18 protein-coding genes and 1 tRNA gene are annotated in these 22,950 nt (G+C 67.6%); 1 reads left to right on the top strand and 18 read right to left on the bottom strand.

All coding sequences use genetic code 11. The features are described 5' to 3' along the window. Nucleotides 1–20: 20 nt before the first annotated feature. From VA603_RS03190 to trpB, 9 genes are all read right to left on the bottom strand, one after another. Nucleotides 21–105 (bottom strand) — tRNA-Leu (locus tag VA603_RS03190). 49 nt (nucleotides 106–154) lie between these two features. Further along, nucleotides 155–589, bottom strand: a complete 435-nt coding sequence (secG, locus tag VA603_RS03185; protein WP_192286192.1) for a preprotein translocase subunit SecG — start codon at nucleotides 587–589, stop codon at nucleotides 155–157. 28 nt (nucleotides 590–617) lie between these two features. Further along, nucleotides 618–1,373, bottom strand: a complete 756-nt coding sequence (tpiA, locus tag VA603_RS03180; protein WP_323437904.1) for a triose-phosphate isomerase — start codon at nucleotides 1,371–1,373, stop codon at nucleotides 618–620. A gap of 166 nt (nucleotides 1,374–1,539) precedes the next feature. Then, the gene (locus VA603_RS03175; RefSeq protein ID WP_192286194.1) at nucleotides 1,540–2,478 is read right to left on the bottom strand and encodes an isopenicillin N synthase family dioxygenase; all 939 of its coding nucleotides are present in this window, start codon (nucleotides 2,476–2,478) and stop codon (nucleotides 1,540–1,542) included. Between the two features lie 73 nt (nucleotides 2,479–2,551). Beyond that, on the bottom strand, nucleotides 2,552–3,907 hold the full coding sequence (glmM, locus tag VA603_RS03170) for a phosphoglucosamine mutase (protein WP_132864354.1): 1,356 nt from the start codon (nucleotides 3,905–3,907) through the stop codon (nucleotides 2,552–2,554). Beyond that, nucleotides 3,907–4,788, bottom strand: a complete 882-nt coding sequence (gene accD, locus VA603_RS03165) for an acetyl-CoA carboxylase, carboxyltransferase subunit beta (RefSeq protein ID WP_192286196.1) — start codon at nucleotides 4,786–4,788, stop codon at nucleotides 3,907–3,909. The genes glmM and accD overlap by 1 nt, the downstream gene beginning before the upstream one ends. A gap of 241 nt (nucleotides 4,789–5,029) precedes the next feature. Further along, nucleotides 5,030–5,833, bottom strand: a complete 804-nt coding sequence (trpA, locus tag VA603_RS03160) for a tryptophan synthase subunit alpha (RefSeq protein WP_323438074.1) — start codon at nucleotides 5,831–5,833, stop codon at nucleotides 5,030–5,032. Between the two features lie 7 nt (nucleotides 5,834–5,840). Beyond that, nucleotides 5,841–6,491, bottom strand: coding sequence for a hypothetical protein (locus VA603_RS03155; RefSeq protein WP_323437903.1), 651 nt, complete (start codon nucleotides 6,489–6,491; stop codon nucleotides 5,841–5,843). Further along, a complete protein-coding gene (trpB, locus tag VA603_RS03150) occupies nucleotides 6,488–7,705 on the bottom strand; it encodes a tryptophan synthase subunit beta (RefSeq protein ID WP_132864357.1) in 1,218 nt (405 codons plus the stop codon). The genes VA603_RS03155 and trpB overlap by 4 nt, the downstream gene beginning before the upstream one ends. 94 nt (nucleotides 7,706–7,799) lie before the next feature. On the opposite strand from trpB, the gene VA603_RS03145 reads away from it, so the two are divergent. Next, nucleotides 7,800–8,690, top strand: coding sequence for a LysR family transcriptional regulator (locus VA603_RS03145; protein WP_323437902.1), 891 nt, complete (start codon nucleotides 7,800–7,802; stop codon nucleotides 8,688–8,690). A 147-nt stretch (nucleotides 8,691–8,837) separates the two neighbouring features. On the opposite strand, the gene VA603_RS03140 is transcribed toward VA603_RS03145, so the two are convergent. From VA603_RS03140 to VA603_RS03100, 9 genes are all read right to left on the bottom strand, one after another. Beyond that, nucleotides 8,838–9,932, bottom strand: a complete 1,095-nt coding sequence (locus VA603_RS03140) for a toxic anion resistance protein (protein WP_132864359.1) — start codon at nucleotides 9,930–9,932, stop codon at nucleotides 8,838–8,840. Nucleotides 9,933–10,001: 69 nt separating this feature from the next. Further along, nucleotides 10,002–10,724 carry a hypothetical protein gene (locus tag VA603_RS03135; protein ID WP_323437901.1) on the bottom strand — a complete coding sequence of 241 codons (723 nt, stop codon included), beginning with the start codon at nucleotides 10,722–10,724 and terminating at the stop codon, nucleotides 10,002–10,004. Continuing rightward, on the bottom strand, nucleotides 10,717–16,062 hold the full coding sequence (locus VA603_RS03130) for a DNA repair ATPase (RefSeq protein WP_323437900.1): 5,346 nt from the start codon (nucleotides 16,060–16,062) through the stop codon (nucleotides 10,717–10,719). Before VA603_RS03130 ends, VA603_RS03135 begins: the two co-directional genes overlap by 8 nt. Before the next feature lie 139 nt (nucleotides 16,063–16,201). Further along, nucleotides 16,202–18,202, bottom strand: coding sequence for a flotillin family protein (locus tag VA603_RS03125; protein ID WP_323437899.1), 2,001 nt, complete (start codon nucleotides 18,200–18,202; stop codon nucleotides 16,202–16,204). Next, nucleotides 18,202–18,885 (bottom strand): hypothetical protein, encoded by a 684-nt coding sequence (locus tag VA603_RS03120; RefSeq protein ID WP_132864363.1) that lies wholly within the window; start codon nucleotides 18,883–18,885, stop codon nucleotides 18,202–18,204. Before VA603_RS03120 ends, VA603_RS03125 begins: the two co-directional genes overlap by 1 nt. Nucleotides 18,886–19,101: 216 nt before the next feature. Continuing rightward, the gene (locus VA603_RS03115; protein WP_132864364.1) at nucleotides 19,102–19,761 is read right to left on the bottom strand and encodes a phosphoribosylanthranilate isomerase; all 660 of its coding nucleotides are present in this window, start codon (nucleotides 19,759–19,761) and stop codon (nucleotides 19,102–19,104) included. Beyond that, complete coding sequence (gene truA, locus VA603_RS03110; RefSeq protein ID WP_132864365.1) at nucleotides 19,758–20,531, bottom strand: tRNA pseudouridine(38-40) synthase TruA; 774 nt, start codon at nucleotides 20,529–20,531, stop codon at nucleotides 19,758–19,760. The genes VA603_RS03115 and truA overlap by 4 nt, the downstream gene beginning before the upstream one ends. Nucleotides 20,532–20,575: 44 nt before the next feature. Continuing rightward, nucleotides 20,576–20,935 carry a VOC family protein gene (locus tag VA603_RS03105; RefSeq protein ID WP_132864366.1) on the bottom strand — a complete coding sequence of 120 codons (360 nt, stop codon included), beginning with the start codon at nucleotides 20,933–20,935 and terminating at the stop codon, nucleotides 20,576–20,578. A gap of 9 nt (nucleotides 20,936–20,944) precedes the next feature. Next, nucleotides 20,945–22,858: a FimV/HubP family polar landmark protein gene (locus VA603_RS03100; RefSeq protein ID WP_425603649.1), complete on the bottom strand. Its 1,914-nt coding sequence runs from the start codon at nucleotides 22,856–22,858 to the stop codon at nucleotides 20,945–20,947. Nucleotides 22,859–22,950: the final 92 nt, after the last annotated feature.

Below are 22,950 nucleotides of genomic sequence, written 5' to 3'. Positions count from 1 at the left end.
GTGTACCCGCTTACAAACTATGGTGCCCAAGAGGGGACTCGAACCCCTACGACTCTCGTCGCTACCACCTCAAGGTAGTGCGTCTACCAATTCCGCCACCTGGGCTTACGTCGGCCCTGCTGGTTCAGCAGAGCGCCGCGTATTGTAACCGTCTTCAGTCTTTCTGTGCGCCTTCGGCAGGCTTTTCTTCACTACTGGACGGAATATTTTCTGCCGGGGCTGCTGCCTGCGGCACTTCGCCGGCCGCCGGGGCCTGCGGGATGGACTGCAACTCACCGGCCGGCGCGGCCGGGGTAGCCGCCGGGGCCTCGATCTGGGTCGACATCAGGCCCAGGCCTTCACCGGAGGAGCGGGCGCCATGGCTGGCGTACCAGGCCATGAACAGGCTGATGCCGAAGAACACCACGGCCAGCCACTTGGTCGACTTGGACAGGAAGTTGGACGCGCCACGCGCACCGAACACCGTACCCGAAGCGCCGGCACCAAAACCCGAGCCCGCCGCGGCGCCAGAACCGCGCTGCATCAGGATCAGCGCGATCATCGCGATCGCCACCAGCACATAGACCACATTGAGGATCAACATCAGCATTTGAAATCCGTCCCGGACAATTCACCCGTTAGCGACCGGCTGCTGCCCTCGCGATGGCCAGGAAATCCGCCGCCACCAGCGATGCGCCGCCTACCAGCCCGCCATCAACGTCAGGCTGCGAAAACAGCTCTGCGGCATTGTCGGGCTTGACGCTGCCACCATAGAGCAGCGGCAGCGAATCAGCGATTCTAGCATCGCGCTTGGCCACTTCGCCACGGATGAACGCATGCACGGCCTGCGCCTGCTCCGGCGTGGCGGTCCGGCCGGTGCCGATCGCCCAGACCGGTTCATAGGCCACTACCGCCCTGGCGAAGGCCTCGACCCCGGCCAGATCCAGCACCGGCGCCAGCTGCGCGGCGATGACCTGCTCGGTCTGCGCCGCCTCCCGCTGCTCCAGCGTCTCACCCACGCACAAGACCGGCGTCAGACCCGCGTGGATGGCTGCCACGAACTTGCGTGCCACCAACTCGCTGCTCTCATGGTGGTACTGGCGGCGCTCCGAATGCCCCACCAAGCCATGACTGGCGCCGACATCAATCAGCATGCTGGCCGAAACTTCACCGGTATAGGCACCCTTTTCATTACAGCTGACGTCCTGCGCACCAAATTCCAGCGCCGCACCCTCGAAGTCCTCGACCAGGTCGCCCAGGTACGGCAACGGCGGCAAGATCACCACCTTCACTCCCTCCAGCGGCAGCCCGGCAGCCACCTGCCCCACCAACTCGGTGGCGAATTGACGGCTGCCATGCAGCTTCCAGTTACCGGCAACGATCTTCTGGCGCATTCAGGAGTGACTCCCAGTTCTAAAAAGGTGGGCGAAGGATAGCCGAAATGCAGACATCGGCAGGACAACTGCGGACAAAGCGGGACAACATGCACAAACGCCGCCGGGCCAGGGGCCGCGACGGCGCTTGCGGACGAACCGGAACCGGCAGAGCCGGCACCGGGCGTTACTTCAGCTTGATCTCGCGCAGGCGCTCTTCCAGGAAGCCATGGGCGGTGATCGCCTCCGGGTACCGGCTCGGATTCTCCGGGGTGATGCACGAGGGCAGCACATCGATCAGGAAGTCCGGGTTCGGGTGCAGGAAGAACGGCACCGAGTAGCGCGGCTGGCGGGCCAGGTCGCCCGGGGGGTTGACCACCCGGTGGATGGTCGACGGGTACACGTGGTTGGTCAGGCGCTGCAGCATGTCGCCGATGTTGACCACGATGGTGTCCGCGTCCGAGGTGAACGGCACCCACTCGCCCTCGTGCGACTGCACCTCCAGGCCGGCGGCACTGGCGCCCACCAGCAGGGTGATGAAGTTGATGTCGCCATGTGCACCGGCACGGACATTGGGGATGTCGTCGGTGGTGATCGGCGGGTAATGGATCGGGCGCAGGATCGAGTTGCCGTTGTTGGTCTTGTCGGCGAAGTAGTCCTGCGGCAGACCGATGTGCAACGCCAGCGCCGACAGCACGCGCGAACCCAGGTTGTCGAGCTTCTGGTACAGGCCATAGCCGTACTCACGGAAACCCGGCACCTCGCTCGGCCACAGGTTCGGCGGCATCACGTCGCGGTACCTGGAATCGTCCGGGATCTCGCGACCGACGTGCCAGAACTCCTTCAGGTCGAAGTGCTTGGAGCCCTTGGCCGTTTCCACGCCGAACGGGGTATAGCCGCGGGCACCGCCACCGCCGGCGATGTGGTACTGCTTCTTCACCGCTTCGGGCAGGGCGAAGAAGGCCTTGAACACGTCGTAGGCGGCATCGATCTCGGCCTGCGGGATGCCGTGGTTGCGGATACCCGCGAAGCCCCACTCGCGGTACGCCGCGCCCAGCTCGGCCACGAAGGCCTCACGGTCGGTGTCAAAGCGGGTGATGTCGAGGGTGGGAATACGGGAACTCATTTGAAACTCCAGAAAGGGAAACGGGGCGGCGGCCATTGGAACCGAGCGCCCCGGGACAACACCATGATCCAGCTCAAACCTGTGCGGCAGCCGAACGCACCGCATCGGCCAGGGCCTCCAGCGTGGCGCTCATCAGCCCGGCCTCGTCGGCCTCGACCGTGACACGCACCACCGGCTCGGTGCCGGAGGGACGCAGGAACGCCCTGCCCCGCCCGGCCACGGCCTGCTGCGCGGCAGCCAGTGCCTCTTGTACCGGCGCACTGTTCACCACCTCCCGTGCCCCGGACTCCAGGCGCACGTTGATGGTCTTCTGCGGCACCTGGGCCAGCCCCTGCAGCGCCTGGCGCAGGCTGACACCATCGCGTCCCAGCACTTCCAGCACCTGCAGCGCGCTGACGATGGCATCGCCGGTGGTGGCGCGGTCCAGGCACAGGATGTGGCCGGACGCCTCGCCACCGAGCACGCCATTGCCTTCGACCAGCGCCTGGTGCACGTACCGGTCACCGACATTGGCACGCACGAAGGCAATGCCCAGCTGCTCCAGCGCCTGTTCCAACCCGTAGTTGGTCATCAGCGTGCCGACCACCGGGCCGCGCAGGCGGCCGCTGGCCTGCCAGGCCTTGGCCAGCAGGTACAACAGGCCGTCGCCGTCGACCGCCGCGCCGGTGTCATCAACCATCAGCACGCGATCGCCGTCACCGTCGAAGGCGATGCCCAGGTCGGCACCGACCTCGACCACCTTGCGCGACAGGTTGTCGATGTGGGTGGAGCCGACACCGTCATTGATGTTCACACCGTTGGGCTCGGCACCGATCGCAACCACGTCGGCGCCCAGCTCGCGGAACAGCAGCGGAGCGACGTGGTAGGTGGCGCCGTGGGCGCAATCCAGCACGATCTTCAGGCCACGCAGGTAGAAGTCGCGCGGCACGCTGGCCTTGCAGAATTCGATGTAGCGGCCCACCGCGTCACGGGCGCGCATCGCCTTGCCCAGCTGCTCGGACTCGACCGTACTGAAGGGCTGGTCCATCGCTGCTTCCAGCGCCAGTTCAGTGGCGTCGTCGAGCTTCTCCCCTTCTCCGGAGAAAAACTTGATGCCGTTGTCGTAGTGCGGGTTGTGCGAGGCACTGATGACGATGCCGGCATCAGCGCCCAGCGTGTGCGCCAGGAAGGCCACCGCCGGGGTCGGCATCGGGCCGATCAACTGCACGTTGACGCCGGCCGCGACCAAACCGGCCTCCAGCGCCGATTCGAACATGTAACCGGAGATGCGGGTGTCCTTGCCGATCACCACGGTGGGCTGGCCACCGTTGCGCTCGACCAGCACCCGGCCCAGCGCATTGCCCACGCGCAGCACGAAATCGGCGGAAATGACCCCCTTGCCGACGCGGCCACGGATGCCGTCGGTACCGAAATACTTGCGTGCGCTCATCAGGCCGCTTCGTCCTGGTTCTGGGGCTGGCGCATCATCATGGCCAACAGGTCGGACAGGCGGTCGCGCATTTCACGACGGTCACAGATCTGGTCGATGGCGCCGTGTTCGAGCAGGAACTCGGAACGCTGGAAGCCTTCCGGCAGCTTTTCACGCACGGTCTGCTCGATCACGCGCGGGCCGGCAAAGCCGATCAGCGCCTGCGGCTCGGCGATGTTGATGTCGCCCAGCATCGCGAACGAGGCCGACACGCCACCGGTGGTGGGATGGGTCAGCACCGAGATGTACGGAAGGCCGGCCTCGCGCAGCTTGCCCAGCGCGGCCGAGGTCTTGGCCATCTGCATCAGCGAGAACAGGCCTTCCTGCATGCGCGCGCCGCCGCTGGCGGAGAAGCACACGTAAGGCGCGCCCATCTCCAGCGCGGTTTCAGCCGCCAGCGAGAAGCGCTCGCCGACCACCGAGCCCATCGAACCGCCCATGAAGGCGAAATCGAAGGACGAGGCCACCAGCGGCCGCCCCTTGAGCAGGCCACGCATGGCCACCAGCGCGTCGTACTCGCCGGTGTTCTTCTGGGTGGACTTGATGCGGTCGCTGTACTTCTTCTGGTCCTTGAACTTCAGCACGTCGGTCGGCCCGAGGCGGGCGGCGATCTCGGTGGTGCTGTCGGCGTCGAACAGCGCGGCCAGGCGCGCGCGGGCGCGGATGGCCATGTGATGCCCGCACTTGGGGCAGACCTCGAGATTCTCCTCCAGCTCGGGGCGGTACAGGGCCGCGCCGCAGCTGCTGCACTTTTCCCACAGGCCTTCGGGGACGCTGCGCTTCTTGGAGGGCGTGTTGTCGGTGCGGATGCCGGACGGCATCAACTTGCTGAGCCAACTCATGCGGAATGATGGTTCCATTCAGGGCGGCCCGCAGGCCGCGACAGGGGCGACAGTCTAGCTCACCCCTGCGACCACGGCGTAGCCCGAAACCCTACTGCTGCGTACGTTTGCAGCGCCGGCAAACCCGGCAGGAGCGGCCTCGGCCGCAAAGCCGATATCACCAACCGCCCCCCAGCGGGCCGGCGATTGCGTGTGTTCTGGCGGTATCGGTTTCGCGGCTGAAGCCGCTTCTACGGGCCGCTCAGTGACCCAGCGCGTCGCGCAGCGGGACCAGGAAACGGGTGGCGGCTTCGGCAGCAGCCTCCGGGGTCGACGTCTCAGCCAGTACGGAGACAAGCGCACTACCGACCACCACGCCATCAGCGTCCACCGCCATCGCCGCAGCGCTGGCCGCATCCTTGATGCCGAAGCCGGCGACCACCGGGGCATTGCTGCGTTGGCGCAACAGCCGCAGGCGTTCACTGGCCGCCTGGCTGTCCAGCCGCTCGGAGGCACCGGTGACACCGGCAAAGCTCACGTAGTACAGGTAGCCCTGCGCGGCTTCGCACAGCGTGGTGAGACGCTGCTCGCTACTGGTCGGCGAGGCCAGCAGGATCAGCGCCAGGCCGGCGGCCGTGAAGGCCGCCCGGGTTTCCTCGGCCTCCTCGGGCGGCAGGTCGACCAGCAGCACGCCGTCCACGCCGGCGCTCACCGCTTCCTCGGCAAACCGGGCCGGGCCGCGGATCTCGACCGGGTTGAGGTAGCCCATCAACACCACCGGGGTCTTGCTGTCCTGCTGGCGGAAGGCGGCGACGCTGTCGAACACGTAGCGCAGCGTGGCACCCCGCGCCAACGCGTGCTCGGAGCTGCGCTGGATGGTCGGGCCGTCGGCCATCGGGTCGGAGAACGGCACACCTAGTTCGATCACATCGGCACCGGCGGCCACCAGGGCATGCATCACCGGCACGGTCGCCTCCAGCGACGGATCGCCGGCGGTCACGAACGGGATCAGCGCCTTGCGCCCGGAAGCGCGCAGGCGTGCGAAACATTCATCAATTCGGGTCACGGACATCTCAGGCACATCCTTCAATCAGTTCAACCGCGTCCGGCTGGCCCCAATAGATCGCGGTGACCACGCCATTGAGGGTTTCCAGCCGAATGGCCAGCTTGCTGGCCTTGTCTGTCCAGGTCAGGTAATCGCCATCCGGGGAGTTGTAGGCATGCGGCGAGGTCACCACGCCGGCGGGCAGGCGCTTCTTGGCCTCGGCCACGCGCATGCCCGTCCACAGCCCGAACGGAAGAGCAGGCGCACCGGCCGGCGGCGCATCGAGCGCGACGCTGGGGTCCTGCTCCAGGTCCATCTCGAACCGGGCGATGCGGTCACCCAGCACCATCATCGACATGCTTTCCGGCAGGCTGCCCTGGTCGTAGTACTCGCAATCGCCTTCCATCAGCTCGCGCATGCCAGCCGAAACGAAGGCGCGGTCACCCGGCGCCTTGCCGAACGGCGCACCGATGCGCAGCTCACCAAACCGGGAGAGATCGGCGGGCGCGGCAGCTGCCGGGGTCGGGGTCGGGGTCGGGGCCGGGGTCGGGGTCGGGGCCTGCACTGTAGATGCAGGTGCCGCCGGGGCGGGCGGCACGACCTCCGGTTCGGCCGGCGTGCAGGCGGCCAGCCCGGCCACCACGCACATCAACGCTGCACGCAGCACCGGCACGCTCACAGCACCAGCCCTTCGCGGGCGGCGATGGTATGCACGTCCTTGTCGCCACGTCCGGACAGGTTGCACAGCACCAGCGCGTCCTTGGGCAGCTCGCGCGCCAGCTTGATCGCCTGCGCGACCGCATGGCTGGATTCCAGCGCCGGCAGGATGCCTTCGGTACGGGTCAGGCGATGGAAGGCGGCCAGCGCCTCCTCGTCGGTGATGCCCAGGTACTGTGCACGTCCGGTGTCGGCCAGGAAGGAATGCTCCGGCCCGACGCCCGGGTAATCCAGGCCAGCCGAGATGGAGTGGGTTTCGGTGATCTGGCCGTCGTCATCGCACAGCACATAGGTGCGGTTGCCGTGCAGCACGCCGGGGCGGCCGGCCGAGATCGAGGCGGCATGGCGGCCGGTGGAAATGCCGTCACCGGCGGCCTCGGCACCGTAGATCTTCACCTGTGGGTCATTGAGGAAGGCATGGAACAGGCCGATGGCGTTGGAACCGCCGCCGACGCAGGCGGTGATCGCATCCGGCAGCCGGCCGTAGTCCTCCAGCATCTGCGCGCGCGCCTCGCGGCCGACGATGGCATTGAAGTCGCGCACCATGCGTGGGTACGGGTCCGGGCCGGCGACGGTGCCGATGATGTAGAAGGTGTCACGCACATTGGTCACCCAGTCGCGCATGGCCTCGTTGAGCGCGTCCTTGAGCGTGGCCGAGCCGCTGCTGACCGGCACCACCGTCGCGCCGAGCAGCTTCATGCGGTAGACGTTGATCTTCTGACGCTCGATGTCGGTGGCGCCCATGTAGACCACGCACTCCAGGCCCAGCCGCGCGGCCACCGTGGCCGAGGCCACGCCGTGCTGGCCGGCGCCGGTCTCGGCGATGATGCGGGTCTTGCCCATGCGTGCGGCCAACAGGGCCTGGCCGATGGTGTTGTTGATCTTGTGCGCGCCGGTGTGGTTCAGGTCCTCGCGTTTGAGCAGGATCTGCGCCCCGCCCACGTCCTTGCTCAACCGCTCGGCGTGGTAGATCGGGCTGGGCCGGCCGACGTAATGCTTCAGGTCCTTGTCATAGGCGGCGATGAAGGACGGATCGACCCGCGCCTGGTCGTAAGCCTGCGCCAGCTCCTGCAACGGGCCGACCAGGGTCTCGGCGACAAAGCTGCCGCCATAGCGGCCGAAATGGCCCCGGGCATCGGGAAAAGCGTGGAAATCGTCGATCGGGGCAGCGGTCATGGCAATCAGGCAACGAGGAACAGGCCCGCACTCTAACGCAGCCCTTGTTACATAGAAATCGATTCTTTCTGGGCCATGTGTTAGAAAAACTCACATGAAGGACCCCGCCACCCTGCCCTCGCTCAACGCCCTGCGTGCCTTCGAGGCCGCCGCCCGCCTGCGCAGCGTCAGCCATGCCGCCGCCGAGCTGCACGTCACCCATGGCGCGGTCAGCCGCCAGCTGCGGGCCCTGGAGGAGGAGCTGGGCGTGACCCTGTTCGAGCGTGACGGCCGCGGCATCCGTCCAACCGCCGCCGGTCATCGCCTGCTCGAAGCAACCTCCGGCGCGTTCGCCCAGCTGCGCGATTGCGTGGCGGCCCTGCGCCGGCCGGCACGCAACGCCGCGTTCGTGCTGGGCTGCCCGGGCAGCCTGCTGGCGCGCTGGGTGATCCCGCGCCTGCAGGCACTGCAACGCGACCTGCCCGGGCTGACCCTGCACCTGGCCGCACAGGACGGCGATTTCCCTCCCCGCCTGGAAGGCATGGATGCAGCCCTGCTGCTGGGACAGGCACCGTGGCCGGCCGGCTGGCAGGTGCATCACCTGGCCACCGAACGGATCGGCCCGGTATTCAGCCCTTCACTGATCGGCGCACATGCGCTGGCAAGGCAACCGCTGGAAGCGCTGCTGTCGTACGAGCTGCTGCATACCCGTTCGCGCCCACAGGCCTGGCCGACCTGGGCGGCGCTGAATGCCCTTGACCCCGGGCAACTGCGCTACGGCACCGGATTCGAACACCTGTACTACCAGCTGGAAGCGGCGGTGGCCGGGATCGGCATTGCCATCGCACCCGAGCCGTTGGTGGCCGAGGACCTGGTCAATGGCCGGCTGATCGCCCCGTGGGGCTTCGTCGATACCGAAGGCAGCTGGGCGCTGTGCACGGCTGGCAACGGGGACGATCCGCGGGTGGATGCACTCTCGGCATGGCTGCAACGCCAACTGGCCTGACACCCGTCGCAGGCGCGGCCTTGGCCGCGAAACCGACACCCATCGACCGCTCGCCGGAGCCGCATCCCTAGCCTCCCGGCTGGCACTGGTTTTGCCGACACCCGGATCTGCATTTGCGTCGCGGCCAAGGCCGCTCCTGCCAGTGGGTCAGCCTTGGGTGGGCTGGGCCAGGCGCTGCTGCACGTCCTCGCGCAAACGTGCCAGCTCCACTTCGGCCTGCTGGCGCTGCTGCATGCCTTCGCGATGGATGTTGCGCACCTCCTCCACCGTGGCGATCAGCTGCTCGTGCACATGCCGCAGGGTGGCCACGTCGATCACGGCGCGCTGGTTGGCCTTGGCGGTGTCCACCGAGGTCTGCCGCATCAGGTCGGCATTGCGGCGCATCAGTTCGTTGGTGGCGTCGTCGATGGCATTGGACAGCTCCACCGCGTTCTTCTGTTCCCCCAGCGACAACTGGATCGCGAACTGGCGCTTCCACGACGGGATGGTGATGTCGCGCACGGTGTTGAATTTCTCGATCAGCTGGATCGCATTGGCCTGGATCAGCCGGATCATCGGCAGCGACTGGTCGGCCGCGTGCTGCATCACGGTCAGGTCGCCGACACGCTTGTCGAGCAGGCGCACCGCGTTGTCGATCTCGCCGCGGCGGATCCGCGACTGCGGGTCTTCCAGCCCGACCAGCGACTGCAGCTCCTGCTGCAGCTCGGACAGCCGCTGCTTGCCGGCGGCGATATGGATGCCCAGGCTCTGCCGCTCGTCGCGGACGATGGCATGCATGCGGTCGAACTCGCCGACGCGCTGGCCCATCTGTGCCTGCTGGGTACCGACGTCGCGCATCAACTGCTCGATCTGTTGGTTGGTGTCACTGAACTTCTGCACCAGCTCGCCCTTGGAGGCGCGCATGCGGTCGATCAATCCGCCAATGACCGGCACCTTCGAGCGCTCCTGAAGGCTGTCCAGCTTCAGCGAACGGGCGATGCGCACCACTTCGCCCAGCTTGTCGCCGGAGGCGTCCAGGTCGCGGTTGCGCACGTGGTCCAGCAGTTGGGTGGAGAACGCGGCGCTCTTGCCCGCCGCTTCGCGGCCGAACACGTGCAGGTTGCCCGGGCTGATGTCGTCCAGGGTCCGCACGACCTGCGCGATCTGCGGGCGGTCGGCGTCGCTCAGGCCCAGCGCGACCAGCATGCCGGCATCCACTTCGGTGGAGGGGCCGCTCGGCACCGGGATATTGTCCTGCGTCATCAGCAACTCTCCTTGGGTGTAGATGCGCGGGCCATGCCGCGCCAACCAACATCAGAAACCGGGATTCATTCAACGCAGTCTAGCCTGCATGGCCACCACCTCGTCGAGGATGCGCGCTTGGCTGTCGGCCGCCTGCTGCAGCCGCGCCGGCATCTGCGCGGCCCTGAACGCCAGCGCCTGCTGCCGCCATACCGGCAGCAGCACGTCGCGGATCCGCTGGTAGCGCTCGCTCAGCTCCAGGCCCTGCGCATGCAGCAGGTGCAACTGGTCGGCCTCGATCTGGCGCAACCGGGCCACACCGCGCAGGTGTTGCAGGCGCCGCTGCAGGGCCAATTGCACGGCTTCCTGCGTCGGCGCCGGCATGGCCTCGCCGGCGTCGGCCCACTGCTCGATGGCGGTCACCGCCACGTCCACCCGCGCCGCCTGCCGCTGCTGGGCGACCATGTCCCGCTGCAGGCCGCGCAGCTCGGCATCGGCGCGCAGCAGGCAGATGTCCAACTGCTCGGCCAACTGCTCGGCGCGCTCCTGTGCCTCGACATCGCGCCCCAGCAAACGGCCGATCAGGCCTGCCGAACGCCGCAATGCGGCCACGTCCGTGGCCTGCAATGCCAGTTGGATGTTGGCCATCTCATCGACCAGCCGCTGCGCGGCCGTTGCCCGTTGCGGCGGGCCGATCAGCCGCTCCGCCGCTGCCAGCACCTCGTTGCCGAAGCCGGCCGCCTCCAGCGGATCGTCCACCTGGCGGGACCGGTCCGGGGGCGGCGGCAGGGCGACGAGCGCGGACTCAGGCATCGTCGGGCGACGGCTTGGCCTGGCTGCCCTGCTGGCCCGGCACCACCACGCTGCCACCGTAGAAGTGCCGCATCAGTGCTTCGTCCAGCGCCTTTTCCTCGGGCGTGCGTGCGCGGCGCACGCGCGGGGTCGCCGCCTTGCCGGTACCCTCCTTCGCCAACCACTCCTGCAACTGCGCGGCCAGGCCGGCGAGCGCATCGCCCACCTGTCCCTGCCGCGCCTGCGTGGCCACCAGCGCCTGCAGCAGCGGGGTCAGGTCCGGTGGCTGCGCCGGCGTGACCGCAGGTGCCTCCACCACCGCCGGCGGACGCGCGGCCAGCGCCTGCAGCAGGTCGACGATCCGCGCCCACGGGGCTTCCTCGGCGGCCGCAACCGGGGCAACCACCTGCGGTTCCTCGACCCGCAGCCCCTGCAGGCCGGTGGCGATGTCGGCCAACTGCGCGACCACGCGGGCGCCGGTGTCGGCGTCGTCACCGCCCATCGCCTTGTCGCGCATGAAGTCGCGCTTGATCTGCTCCCAGCGCGCCTGCTGCGCGGCATCGAGCACGCCACGCAGTTCGGCCAGCTTGAGCAGGTTTTCTTCAGAACCACTGGTCAGCAGCTGCGACTCGCCCAGGTAGTGGTCGGACACCAACTGCTGCAGCTCGGCGGCATTCATCACCGGCGAGATCTTTTCGGTCAGCTTGTTCATGTTGCGGTAGCTGCCCTGCAGCTTGAACGGCGGCTCGACGCGGTACTTGTCCGCCTGCGCTGCGCTGGCGATGTATTGCTGGTTGACCCGGTAGACCACCTCGCGCACCTGCATCAGCCGCTCCAGCGTGGCGACGATCTCGTTGATCTCCGCACCGCTGTAGGCATGGCTCAATGCATTGGTGGACACCTCCTTGCCGCTGGCCTTGTCCACCAGCACGTACAGGTCGGCCAAGTCGCGCGTGGCCATCGGTGCCAGCACCTGGCTGGAGGTCAGGCTGTTCTCGATGTAGCTGAGCTTGAAGGCGTCTTCCATGCCACCCAGCACATCGCCGAGGTTGTAGATGTCGGCGCGGTTGGCCAGCATGTCCGGCACCTTGAACACCTCGCCGGACTCGGTGTACGGGTTGCCGGCCATCACCACGCAGAACTTCTTGCCGCGCAGGTCGTAGGTCTTGGTGCGGCCCTTCCACACGCCCTCGATGCGACGGGTGCCGTCGCACAGCGAGATGAACTTCTGCAGGAACTCCGGGTGGGTGTGCTGGATGTCGTCAACATACAGCATCGTGTTGTTGCCCATCTCCAGCGCCAGGTTGAGCTTGAGCAGCTCCTGCCGGGAGGTCGCATCCGGGGCCTGCTCCGGGTCCAGCGAGCGCACCTCGTGGCCCAGCGCCGGGCCATTGATCTTCATGAAGACCAGCCCCAGCCGGTTGGCCACGTATTCCATCAACGTGGTTTTGCCGTAACCCGGCGGGCTGATCATCATCAGCAGGCCCATCAGGTCGCTGCGCTTGTTCTCGCCGACCGTGCCCATCTGCTTGGCCAGGTTGTCGCCGATGATGGGCAGGTAGACGTCGTTGATCAGCTTGTTGCGGACGAACGAACTCAACGGCCGCGCCTGGAACTCGCTCAGGCGCAATGCATCGCGTTCACGCGCACTGATGCGCTGGCGCAGCGCCTGGTAGCGCTCGAAGCCAGGCTGGAACTGGCGCCGGTGCGCCTGCCAGCGCTGCAGGAAATCGTCCACCGACAGCTGCAGGTGCCCCTCGCGCACGCGTGGATGCTCGCCGAGCAGGCCGGCAACATCGGCGATCAGGGTCACCTCGCGGACCTGGCTGCGCAGCGCCCGCTCGCCCAGCAACATCGCCGCCGCTTCGGGCACATAGCCGGCCAGCGCCGCGAACTTCGGCTGGCTGCACATGGCGTTCAACCACTGCACCACCTGCGCCCACTGCAGCGAGAGGCGCTTGGAAAGCCGCTGCAGGCTGCGGTCGAAGGCATCGGCCTGCCCGGCCGCCTGCAGCTGCTCGCGCAAGCCGGCCTGCAACTGCCGTGCATAGCCACTGAAGCCGAAGGTCGGCTCGCCGCTGGCCAGTTCGGCCAGCAGGTAGTCGCCGGCCAAACCGGCGATGGCGGCATCGAACGGCAGCTGGTGTTCGGCCTGGAAAGCATCCAGCGCACTGCTGATTTCCTGACGCAGCGCATCCAGTCCTTCGCGCGCGTTGAACAGGCGGGCGATGGCGAACACGCCGGCGGCACGCTCGGCCCATTGGCTGACATCCTCGCGCTTGCCCTCGCGCGCCCAGAACAACACCGCCAGCGCACGCGGCCCGGCGGCGTGCACCAGCGTGCCGGCGTTCTGGTACAGCGGCAGCAGTGCCTGCAGGATCAGGGTGGCATCGTGGTCGTGGATGCCCTTCTCGTAGCCTTCGCGGTACCGCGGCGCGGCGAAGTCGCGCATACGCTTGCCCAGCGCCTCCGGCTGCGCGGCATCGCGCTGCAGCAGTTCCAGGCTCAGGCCATCGCTGCCGCGCAGGGCCGCATCCAGCACCAGCCCGGCCAGGTACTCGCCGCGGTACAGCGCGGGCGACTCCGAATCCAGCGCCACCGGCCAATAGTCGCGCAGCTCCTCCAGTTCCGGATCAACGATGGACTCGTAGTAATCGGTGCCGGTGAGGTGCACAGCCAGGCCGTCGCCACGCGGCAGGATGGTCAGGTCCAGCGGCTGGGTATTGACGCTGAAACGGTGGCGGCCGAGCCGGATCACGTTGCCGCCACCCTCGAACAGGTCGCTGCGGTCGCGCAATGCCCGCACTGCCTGGTCGCGCACGCCCTTCAGGCGGGCCTCGACATCGTCGGCCTTGACGCTGTCCTTGTACTCGCGCAGCCGGTCGGCCAGCTCGCGCAGCTTCAGGATCAGCGGATCACCGGCAAAGAACGCATTGAGCTCATCGACGCTGGCAAAGCGTTCGGTACGCTTGGCCAACCCATCGAGGATGCGGTTGGCGGCGTCCAGCACCGACTGCGCCTTGCGCTGGCGTGCGTCCAGCAGGGTCTGTTTGTGCGACTCGAAGGTGTCGAGCAGTTCCTCGCGCTTGCTCAGGATGTCGCCCAGGAACTGCTCGTGCTCGCCGAACTGGCTCTCCAGCTCCTCCAGCTGCACCATCAGGCGCGAGAGCTGCTCGTCGGCCCGTTCCGGGTCGGTGGCCAGGCCCAGCGCGCTGGTGATGGCCTGGCTGAACAGCGAGAACTGCGCGCCGAACTGCGCCACGGCTTCGGCCGAGCCCAGCGAACGGCGACGCTGGTCGGCACGCGCACGCGCCTGGTTGAGCTTGGCGTAGATGCCGGAAATCACCTCGACCACCTGGGTGCGCTGCGCGGCATCATCCACCTTCAGGCTGGCCATCAGCTCGGACAGCATGTCCAGCTCGCCGGACATCCCCTGCATCTGCTCGATCTGGTCGGCGAGCTGGCGCGCGGTCTGCGCCTGCTGCGCGGCGCCATCCAATGCCTGCAGGCGTTCGGCGAATGGCTGCAATGCCTTGTCGCTGCCCAGGAACTGGCCGGTCGCCGCGCCCACGCGGTCATGCGCTTCCTGCAACGAGGCATTCATCGCATCGATGGCCGGCACGTCCACGTAGCGGAAGTCGCGCACGGTCAGCAGCCGTCCGCGCAGCTTGCCGATTTCGCCCAGCGCCTCGACGAACTCGCCGATCTTCGACCAGTTCTGCGGCTGCAGCCGGCCGAGCAGCGCCTTGTGATGCCCGGTGACCTCGGCCATTGCCTGCGCCGATTGCTTGCGGATGCTCTCGACCTTCTCGTACTCGTCGAGCATCGACTCGCCGGTCGCGCTGATCTCGCGCAGCAAGGTAGCCGCGCCCTCGCAGTTGGCGTCATCCAGCCAGTGGTGTGCGTCGAACAGGCGCCGCGCGTTGTGGGTCAGCAGCTCATAGCGCGTCAGCGACACCTCGCGGCTGTCGATCTCGCGACCGAGATCGAGCAGGTTGGAGATGCCACGCACCAGCTCGGCGTTGCCGATGCGGGCCATGAAGCTGGTGCCGGCCGGGCGGTGCGCGGCGAACTCGTCGCTACTGAACGGCGTCTGCCAGACCTGCATCGGATGGATGCGGGTCGGCTCCTGGTTCTCGGCGTTGAACAGCACCATGCGGCCATCGCGCAGGAACGCGTAGCCCAGGCCGAACACGGGGTTCTGCAACGCGCGCTGGATGCTGTTGTAGACGAACAGCGCCGACTTGCCGGCCTCGCGTTCGTAGAAGATGTACAGCATGTCCTCGCCGTTGGGCGAGCGGATCGAACGCTTGTAGCGCATGCCCTGCATCGAGGCATCGAAGGCCTTGTGCTCGCCGTTCTGCAGGTAATAGCCGCCCGGGAAGATGATGCCGTGGTCATCGGGCAGCTGTACGCAGGCCTGCACGATGGCGTCGTTGCGCACCACCTTGCCGGTCAACGTGTTGTAGATCAGGCCACGCCAAGTGTCCTCGCGGTAGGGTTGCACCTTGAGCAGGATCAGCGAGCCGACCTGGGCGAAATCGACGGTGGCATCGTCCACCGATTGCGTGCTGTCCTCGACCGGCTCGCTGTACACGCCCTGCCCGGTCTCGGTGTTGTTTTCCACCTTGATGGTCAGGTCGCCACCGGTGGTCTCCACGAAGATGGTGTCCAGGATGTTCAGGTGCGGGAAGCGCCCGGTCACCAGCATGTCGCGACTGGCACGGGTCCACTCGAAGTCGAACGGCGGCGGCAGCGCGATGTCACGTTCGCCGCGCGCATCGATGTAGGTCAGCTCGCCCCCGGGCGCAACCGCCCAGCGGAACACGCGCACGTCGGTGCTGCGTTCGCCGATCTGGAACGCCGCCAGCAGCTTGCCGTCGCGCACGATCAGCTGCAGCAGCCGGGCGTGCTTGTAATAGGCATAGAGCTCGTTGAAATCGTGGACGAAGCCGGGCTGGGCCAGGAAGCTGCTCTTCAGGTCGACCGGGGTGACGTCATAGCCCTCGGCGCCTTCCACCAGCCGGTACAGGCCAAACACGTCCTCGACCCGGGTCTGCGTCTTCAAGCCGATGAATACGTTGTAGCCGAACAGCAGCAGGTCATCGCCGACCTGCACGATGTCGCGGCCGACGCAGTTGTTCTCGGTGCGGATGCGGAAGCGCCCGATCACCTCCATGCGGCTGTCGCCGAACTCCTGCAGGCGCCGCTGGTTCAGCACGTCCACGACCTGGCGCAAACGCGCGCCCTGGTCACTCAGGCGCTTGCGCAGCACCTCGTAGGCACCGCCCTGGGCGACTGCCTGGTCGGCGATGGAGCCGGCGTCGCTGACGGCGGCCTCCTGGTTTGTATCGGCCATCGATTGTTCCCTGCCATGGCAACCGCCCGGCCACCGCGTCGGCGGACCGTGCGCGCCATCATCCACGCAGGCCGCCCGCTGTTGGCGGACGGCCCCGGTTGCGCCCCCGCGCGGCCACGCCGCGCAGGGACGTACTCACTCAGCCGGCATCCGCTTCCGCGGCACCTTCATTGGCGATGCGCTTGGCTGGCTTGCCGCGTGCGCTCATGTCCACGCCAAGGTAACGCTGCATCAGGTCCTGCACGATCGGGCTCTTGTCGGTCAGCCCTTCGATCGACTTGCCCAGCGAGACCGCCTTGACCAGGTTCTCGAACATGCCGCCGTCGCCGCCGACCATGTCGATGTCGGCATTGCGCAGCGCGCTGGCGATGACCTCGGCGTTCTCCTTGGAGATTTCCTTGCCGGCGTCCAGCGTGGCCAGGGCCTGCTTCAGGCTGGTGTCCAGGGTCATGCGGAACTCTTCATGGCCGCGCGCGGTTTCGCCCAGCGAATCGATCGCCTGGAACTTGCGGGTCAGGCCCTCGGCCTCGGCGGTCAGCTTCTTCTCGATGACCGAGGCTTCGGCCAGGCCCAGCGTCTCGGCGGCGGTTGCCTTGGCACGGCCCATCTGCTCTTCGCCGCTCGCACGCGCGGCCAGCTGTTCGGCCAGCACCTTGGCCTCGGCGCTGCCCTGCTTGAAGTTGGCATCGGCCATCGCATCGACCACGCGGGCCTCGGCGATGCCCACCTTCTCGATCGCCAGCGCACCGGCTTCCTTGACCTGCGCATCGGCCAGACCCGGCGCCGCACGTTCGGCACGGATGCCTTCGGCCAAGGCCTTCTTGGCCTCGGCCTGCTTGCCGGCAGCGTCGAACTCGGCCTGCGCCAGCGTGGTGATCTCCACCGCGCGGTGCTTGGCCGCCGCTTCGGCGGCCTCGGCTTCCTTGACCTGCTTGAGCAGGGCTTCCTGCGCCTCTGCCTCGGCCTCGAGGATGGCGACCTGCTTCAGGCGGTCGGCCTCGGACACCTGGCGCACTTCCTTGATGCGTTCTTCTTCCTGCGCCACGGTCTTGTCGATGGAGATGCGTTCGCGGGTGATGTTGGCCACGTCCATCTTGCCCTGCTCGACCACCTTGTCACGCTCCACGCCCTGCAGCTGCACCTCGCGGTCGGTGGTGACCTGCTCCAGCTGGCGTGCACGGGCCACGCGCTCGACCTCGATGGCCACCGCGCGCTGGCGGTTCTGCTCGGCCACTTCCACCTCGCGCAGGCGGTTCTGCTCGCGGATGTCGATCAGCTGCTGCGCCTCGATGCGGGCATTCTCGGACAGCTGGCGCTGCTCCTCCTGCACCTTGAGGGTTTCGGCCTCTTCGCGGGCACGGATGGTATCCACCTCGCGCTTCTGGCGCGCCTCGGCCTCGGCCTGCTGGCGTTCCAGCGCCAAGGTCGCTTCCTTGGCCTCGACGTTCTTCTTGGTGATGGCCAGGCGCTCGTTCTGCGCCAGCTCGTTGGTGATCACGTTCTGCGCGGCGGTCAGCTCGGTGATCTTGCGGATGCCTTCGGCGTCGAGGATGTTGCTCGGGTCCAGCAGCGACTTCGGGGTCTGCTCCAGGTAGTCGATAGCCACGTCTTCCAGCGCATAGCCGTTGAGGTCATTGCCGATCACCGCGATGATCTCGTCGCGGAACTCCTGGCGCTTCTCGAACAGCTGGGTGAAGTCGAACTTCTTGCCCACCGTCTTCAGCGCTTCGGAGAACTTGGCGTTGAACAGCTCGTCCACCGCATGCTTGTCCGAGGCGCGGTCGGCACCGATGGCCTTGGCCACGCGCAGCACGTCGGCCTGGGTCTCGTTGACGCGCAGGTAGAACGCCACGGTGATGTCGGCGCGCATGTTGTCGCGGCAGATCAGGCCTTCCTTGCCGCGGCGGTCCACCTGCAGCGTGATCAGGCTGATGCGCATCAGCTCGGCGCGGTACAGCACCGGGATGATCAGCGCGCCGGTGAAATGCACCTTCGGCGTGGAACTCATGTCATTGACGATCAGGGCGGTGCCCTGGTCGACCTTCTTGTAGAACGCCTTGAACAACCCGGCCAGGCCAAGGAGGAATACCAGCAATATGCCCACGCCGATAATGAACGGGGCCAGCGCAGCTAAACTCATCAGTGCTTCTCCTTGTCGCCTGATACTTGGGGGATGAAAACGTCCAACGCTGGCAGGTCGGCTTCGCCAACCACCAGGTAATGATTGTGTTGCGGGAAATACTGGACCAGGCGCACGCGGTCACCGCGCACGAAACGGCTGCCCGGCTGCGCACGCACCTGCAGGATCAGGCCGGCACCGCCATCGTCGACGCTGGCGTAGCCCTGCTCGGCGGTGACTTCCGGCGAGGAGACCCGCCCGGCCTTGCCGAGGATGGACTCCTGCGGCACCGCGCGCAGCTTCATCAGGAAACGACGGATCGGGCGCAGCACCCATGCCGACACCACGGCGCCCGGGACCAAGGCAGCGATTGCCACTGCCGTGCCCACGCCCCAGCGCAGCAGCGCCGGCAACGGCTGCAGGAAGAACAACTGCACCAGATAGGTGATCGACCAGCCGAAGAATGCCAGCAGCAGGACCACCAGCATGGTCGGCGCCCCGCCAAGGCCCATGCGCGCGAACATGCCCGCAAGCCCGGTCGCGCCGGCGTCACCGGAGTGGAAATCCGCGCCATCGCCACTACCGATGCCCCCGTCGTCGACGATGCCGGTCGCAGCCAGCAGCCAATAGATGACGGCAAAACACAGTACGACGCTGTAAGGCAGCGTCGGATATGACAGCGCTACTTCCAAGAATTCCGCCATGCACCCTTTCCTTGTGGCACCCGGCCGCCGTGCGGACCGCCCTGCACTCCTTACCTGAAGTGATACGCGTGGTTCCCCATCCGCCGGCATCCGTGCTTTCGCCGATTTCCCGATGATAAGGGAATTGCCGTGACGACAACGACCAGGTCCACGGTTTTCATCGGGAATGTGCGTACCGTCGCCGGCATCTGCGGCCATTCAGCCAATTGCAATGACTCAGTCCTGCGCCGGCTGCGCGTCCGCGCGCCGCACTTCCTCGACGAACTGGCGCATCCGGTAGCCGTCCTTCAGGCCGGGCGCCGATTCGATGCCGCTGGACACGTCCACGCCCCACGGCTGGGTCGCGAGCACCGCGTCATGGACATTGTCAGGGGTGATCCCGCCGGCCAACAGGTAGGGACGATGCACGCCGGGCGGGATCCGCGACCAGTCGAAGGCCACCCCGCTGCCGCCGCTGCCGCCCTTGACGTGGCTGTCGAACAGGAAGCCGGCCGCATGCGGGTACAGCTGCTGCAACCCGCGCGCGGTGACCTCGGCATCGCCGCCCATGGCGATCGCCTTCAGGTAGGGCATGTTGAAGCTGCGGCAGAACGTGTCGTCTTCCTCGCCATGGAACTGCAGCAGGGTGGGCCGCACCGCGCGCAGCACCTCACGCACTTCCTCGCGGTTGTTGTTCTGGAACAAGGCGACCACGTCCACCATCGGCGCGATGGCCTGGCGCATCGCCCGCGCCTCGGAAGGCGCCACGCGGCGCGCGCTGGACCGGGCAAAGATGAAGCCGATCGCGTCCACGCCCAATTCGCTGGCCAGGCGGATGTCGCCGGCCCGGGTCATGCCGCAGAACTTGATGCGGGTACGGAACAAGGTACGGCTCACAGCGTCACCTCTGCCGGCAGATGCCAGTGTTCAGGATACAACGGCCCGACGAACACCAAGCCCTGCGCAGGCGCGGTCGGCCCGGCCTGGTTGCGGTCACGCCGCGCCAGCACCTCGCCGATCCAGCCCTCCGGCTTCTCGCCGGCCCCCACCATCAGCAGCGAGCCGACGATGTTGCGCACCATGTGGTGAAGGAACGCATTGGCCTGCACTTCCACCTCGACCACCTCGCCCAGGCGCCGCACCGAGATGGCCTGCAGTTCGCGCCGCGCATGCAGGGCCTCGCACTGGGCGCTGCGGAACGCGCTGAAGTCGTTCTCGCCCAGCAACGCCTGGCCGGCGCGGTGCATGGCATCGGCATCCAGCGCGCGGCGCTCCCAGCTCAGGGTCTGGCGGTACAGCGCCGGCCGCACCTGGCGGTTGAGGATGCGGTAGCGGTAACGGCGCGCCCTTGCCGAGAAGCGGGCATGGAACGCATCCACCACCGGCACGCACCAGCGCACGCAGACCGAGGGCGGCAGCCGCGTGGTCGTGCCCAGCACCCAGCCGCGCGGAGCACGGCTGACCTCGGTATCGAAGTGCACCACCTGGCATTCACCGTGCACGCCGGCATCGGTACGGCCAGCGCAGACCACGCTGATCGGCGCATCGGCCACCGAGGACAACGCGTCCTGCAAGGTGGCCTGCACGCTGGCGCAGCCGCTCTCGCCGAGCTGCTGCCAGCCCTTGAACTCGCTGCCGTCGTATTCCACGCCCAGCGCGTATCGCATGTTTGAACCTCTTGATTGCAGTCGCCGCGGCCGGGCGCGATGGATCAGTCGCTGTCGCGCTCGGACCAGATGGCCAGTTCGTTGCCGCCCGGCTCGATGAACTGGAAACGGCGCCCGCCCGGGAAGGTAAACACCGGCTTGACCACCTTGCCGCCGTGCGCTTCCACCGTGGCCTGCAGCGGCGCCAAGCGCTCGGCATACAGCACCACCAGGGCCGACCCCGCCTCGCTGGTCGACGGCGTGCCGCGGAAGAAGCCGCCCTGCAAGCCGCCGTCATCGAAGGCGGTGTAGTCCGGGCCGTAATCCTCGAACGTCCAGCCGAACACCTGTTCGAAGAAACGGCGGCTGGCGGCCGGGTCGCGCGAGGCGAACTCGACATAGTCGATGCGTTGCTCACGTTTCATGCGGTGTCCTCAGCCCAGTCGGTTCAGCAGTTCAAGTGCTTCAGCGCGCGCCTTGGGGTCGGTGCCGACCGCCACTTCGTTGAGCAGGGTGCGCGCGGTCTCGGCATCGCCCAGGTCCAGGTAGGCGATCGCCAGTTCCAGCCGCTCGCGGCCGGCCGGCGCGGGATTGAGCGGCGCCACCGCGGCCATGTCGCCGGCCAGCCAGCCAGCCTCGTCACGGGCGCTGGGTTCGGGGGCCGCCGGCGTCTCGAGCGCCGGCCGGTCGAACTGGCGCGACGCCTCGAACAGCAGCACCGGCTTGGGCTCGTTGCGCGGCTCCGGCACGACCTCCGCGGGCGCGACCACCGGCGCGGTCGGCTTCAACCAGGCCGGCATCGGCTCGTCATACGGCGAGGGCTCGGCGACCTGGGGGGCTTGGACAACGACCGGGGCCTCGGCAACGTCGTCCCGCCTCGCTTCCTCGAAGGACACCTCGGCCACATCTTCATCATCCAACGGGTCCGCCTCGGCTGGCTCGCCGGCCGCGGTTGCGGCGCCCGCCACCGGCAGCGTGGCCGCCAATGCCTCGACGTCGAACCCGCCGCGCGGGGCCGCCGGCAGCGGCGACGGCTTGCGGCGACGGGCCAACCACCAACCAAGGCCGGCGACCACCACCAGCGCCAGGCCCAACCACAGCCACATCGGCGAGCTGCCGCCCTCACGCTTGGAGGCCTCGGCCAGGCGCTGCTGGGCAGCGGCCAGGTCCGAGTCCTTCATCGCGATCAGCGACTGCTGCTGTGCCTTGAGCTTTTCCAGCTCACCGACGCGCTCACGCAGTTCCTGCAGTTCCGCATCACGGGTGGCAAGGTCTTCCTTGGCCTGACGCAACTGTTCATTTGCCAACATGTCACCCTCACCACCGGCATCGAGCCCGGTCGTCATTCCTGCTGTCTGTTGCCCACCGGCCACGGCAGGCGCGATTTCCAACCGTGCGCCACTGCTGGCCGCGGCGGCGGACGGATTGGCGGACGGTGATGCCGCCGGGGCCGCCGCATCGGCGATGGCCGGCTGCGGGATCGCCGCACGCGCCTGCCGCCATTGCGCGGTCTGTTCCTGGACGATAGCCCGCGCCTGGGCGGCATCGACCCGCGCCAGTTCCTCCTGCGCCGGGGTGCGCAGCACCGCGCCCTGCTTGAGCAGGTTGATGTTGCCGCGGATGAAGGCCTCCGGGTTGGCACGCAGCAGCGCCACCATGGTCTGGTTCATCGACACGCCGTTCTGCCGCGACAGCTCGCCGGCGATCTGCGACAGGGTCTGGCCGCGGCGCACCGGTGCCAGCCCGCCCTGCGCCGGCATCGCCGGAGCGGGCGCCGCTGGACGCGCCGCGACCGGCGCGGGTGCAGGCACGGGAGCGGGTGTCGGGGCCGGCGACGCGACAGGCGCCGGCACGGGGGCTGGGGCTTCCGGCAGCGGTTCGGGCTCACGCGCAATCAGGTTGGACGGCGCGGCGGCCGGGGCCTCGATCACCGGCTCGGAGAGCGCGGTGGCCGTTTCCGGCGCTGCGACCAGGGCCGAATACTCACGGACCAGGCGGCCCTGCCCCCAATCCACTTCGATCAGGAAGCCCACCGACGGCGCGTCCACCGGTGTGGCGCTGGTCACACGAATGACCGAACGGCCTTCACGGTCTTGCGCGAAGGTGAACTGCAGCTCGTTGACCAGCCCCTGTGGCGGCGGCAAGCCCACGCGCTCGAACGTGGCCGGCGACGCCAGCCCGACATGCGCGTTCTCGATCTCGCCCGGATCACTGGAAATGATCGGGATCTCGGCCACCAACGGCTGGCCCGGCTTGGAAAGCACGCGGATGTTGCCCAGTCCCAAGGCCATCGCGGCACTGCTGAACAGCGCCAGGATGAGAACCAGCACGCCTTGTAATGAGCGCATCACGCCCCTGCCCCAAAGTTTCATGGCGGCAAATATAACGGCTGCCCCGCCTTTCGAATACCGCAGCCGTGCACGGGAGTGGAAACGCCGGC

Origin of the sequence: Stenotrophomonas capsici, from assembly GCF_034961085.1 — a bacterium.
Taxonomy (GTDB): Bacteria; Pseudomonadota; Gammaproteobacteria; order Xanthomonadales; family Xanthomonadaceae; genus Stenotrophomonas; species Stenotrophomonas capsici.
The sequence above is the reverse complement of the archived record's forward strand: the minus strand, read 5'-3'. Positions and strand labels throughout refer to the sequence as shown.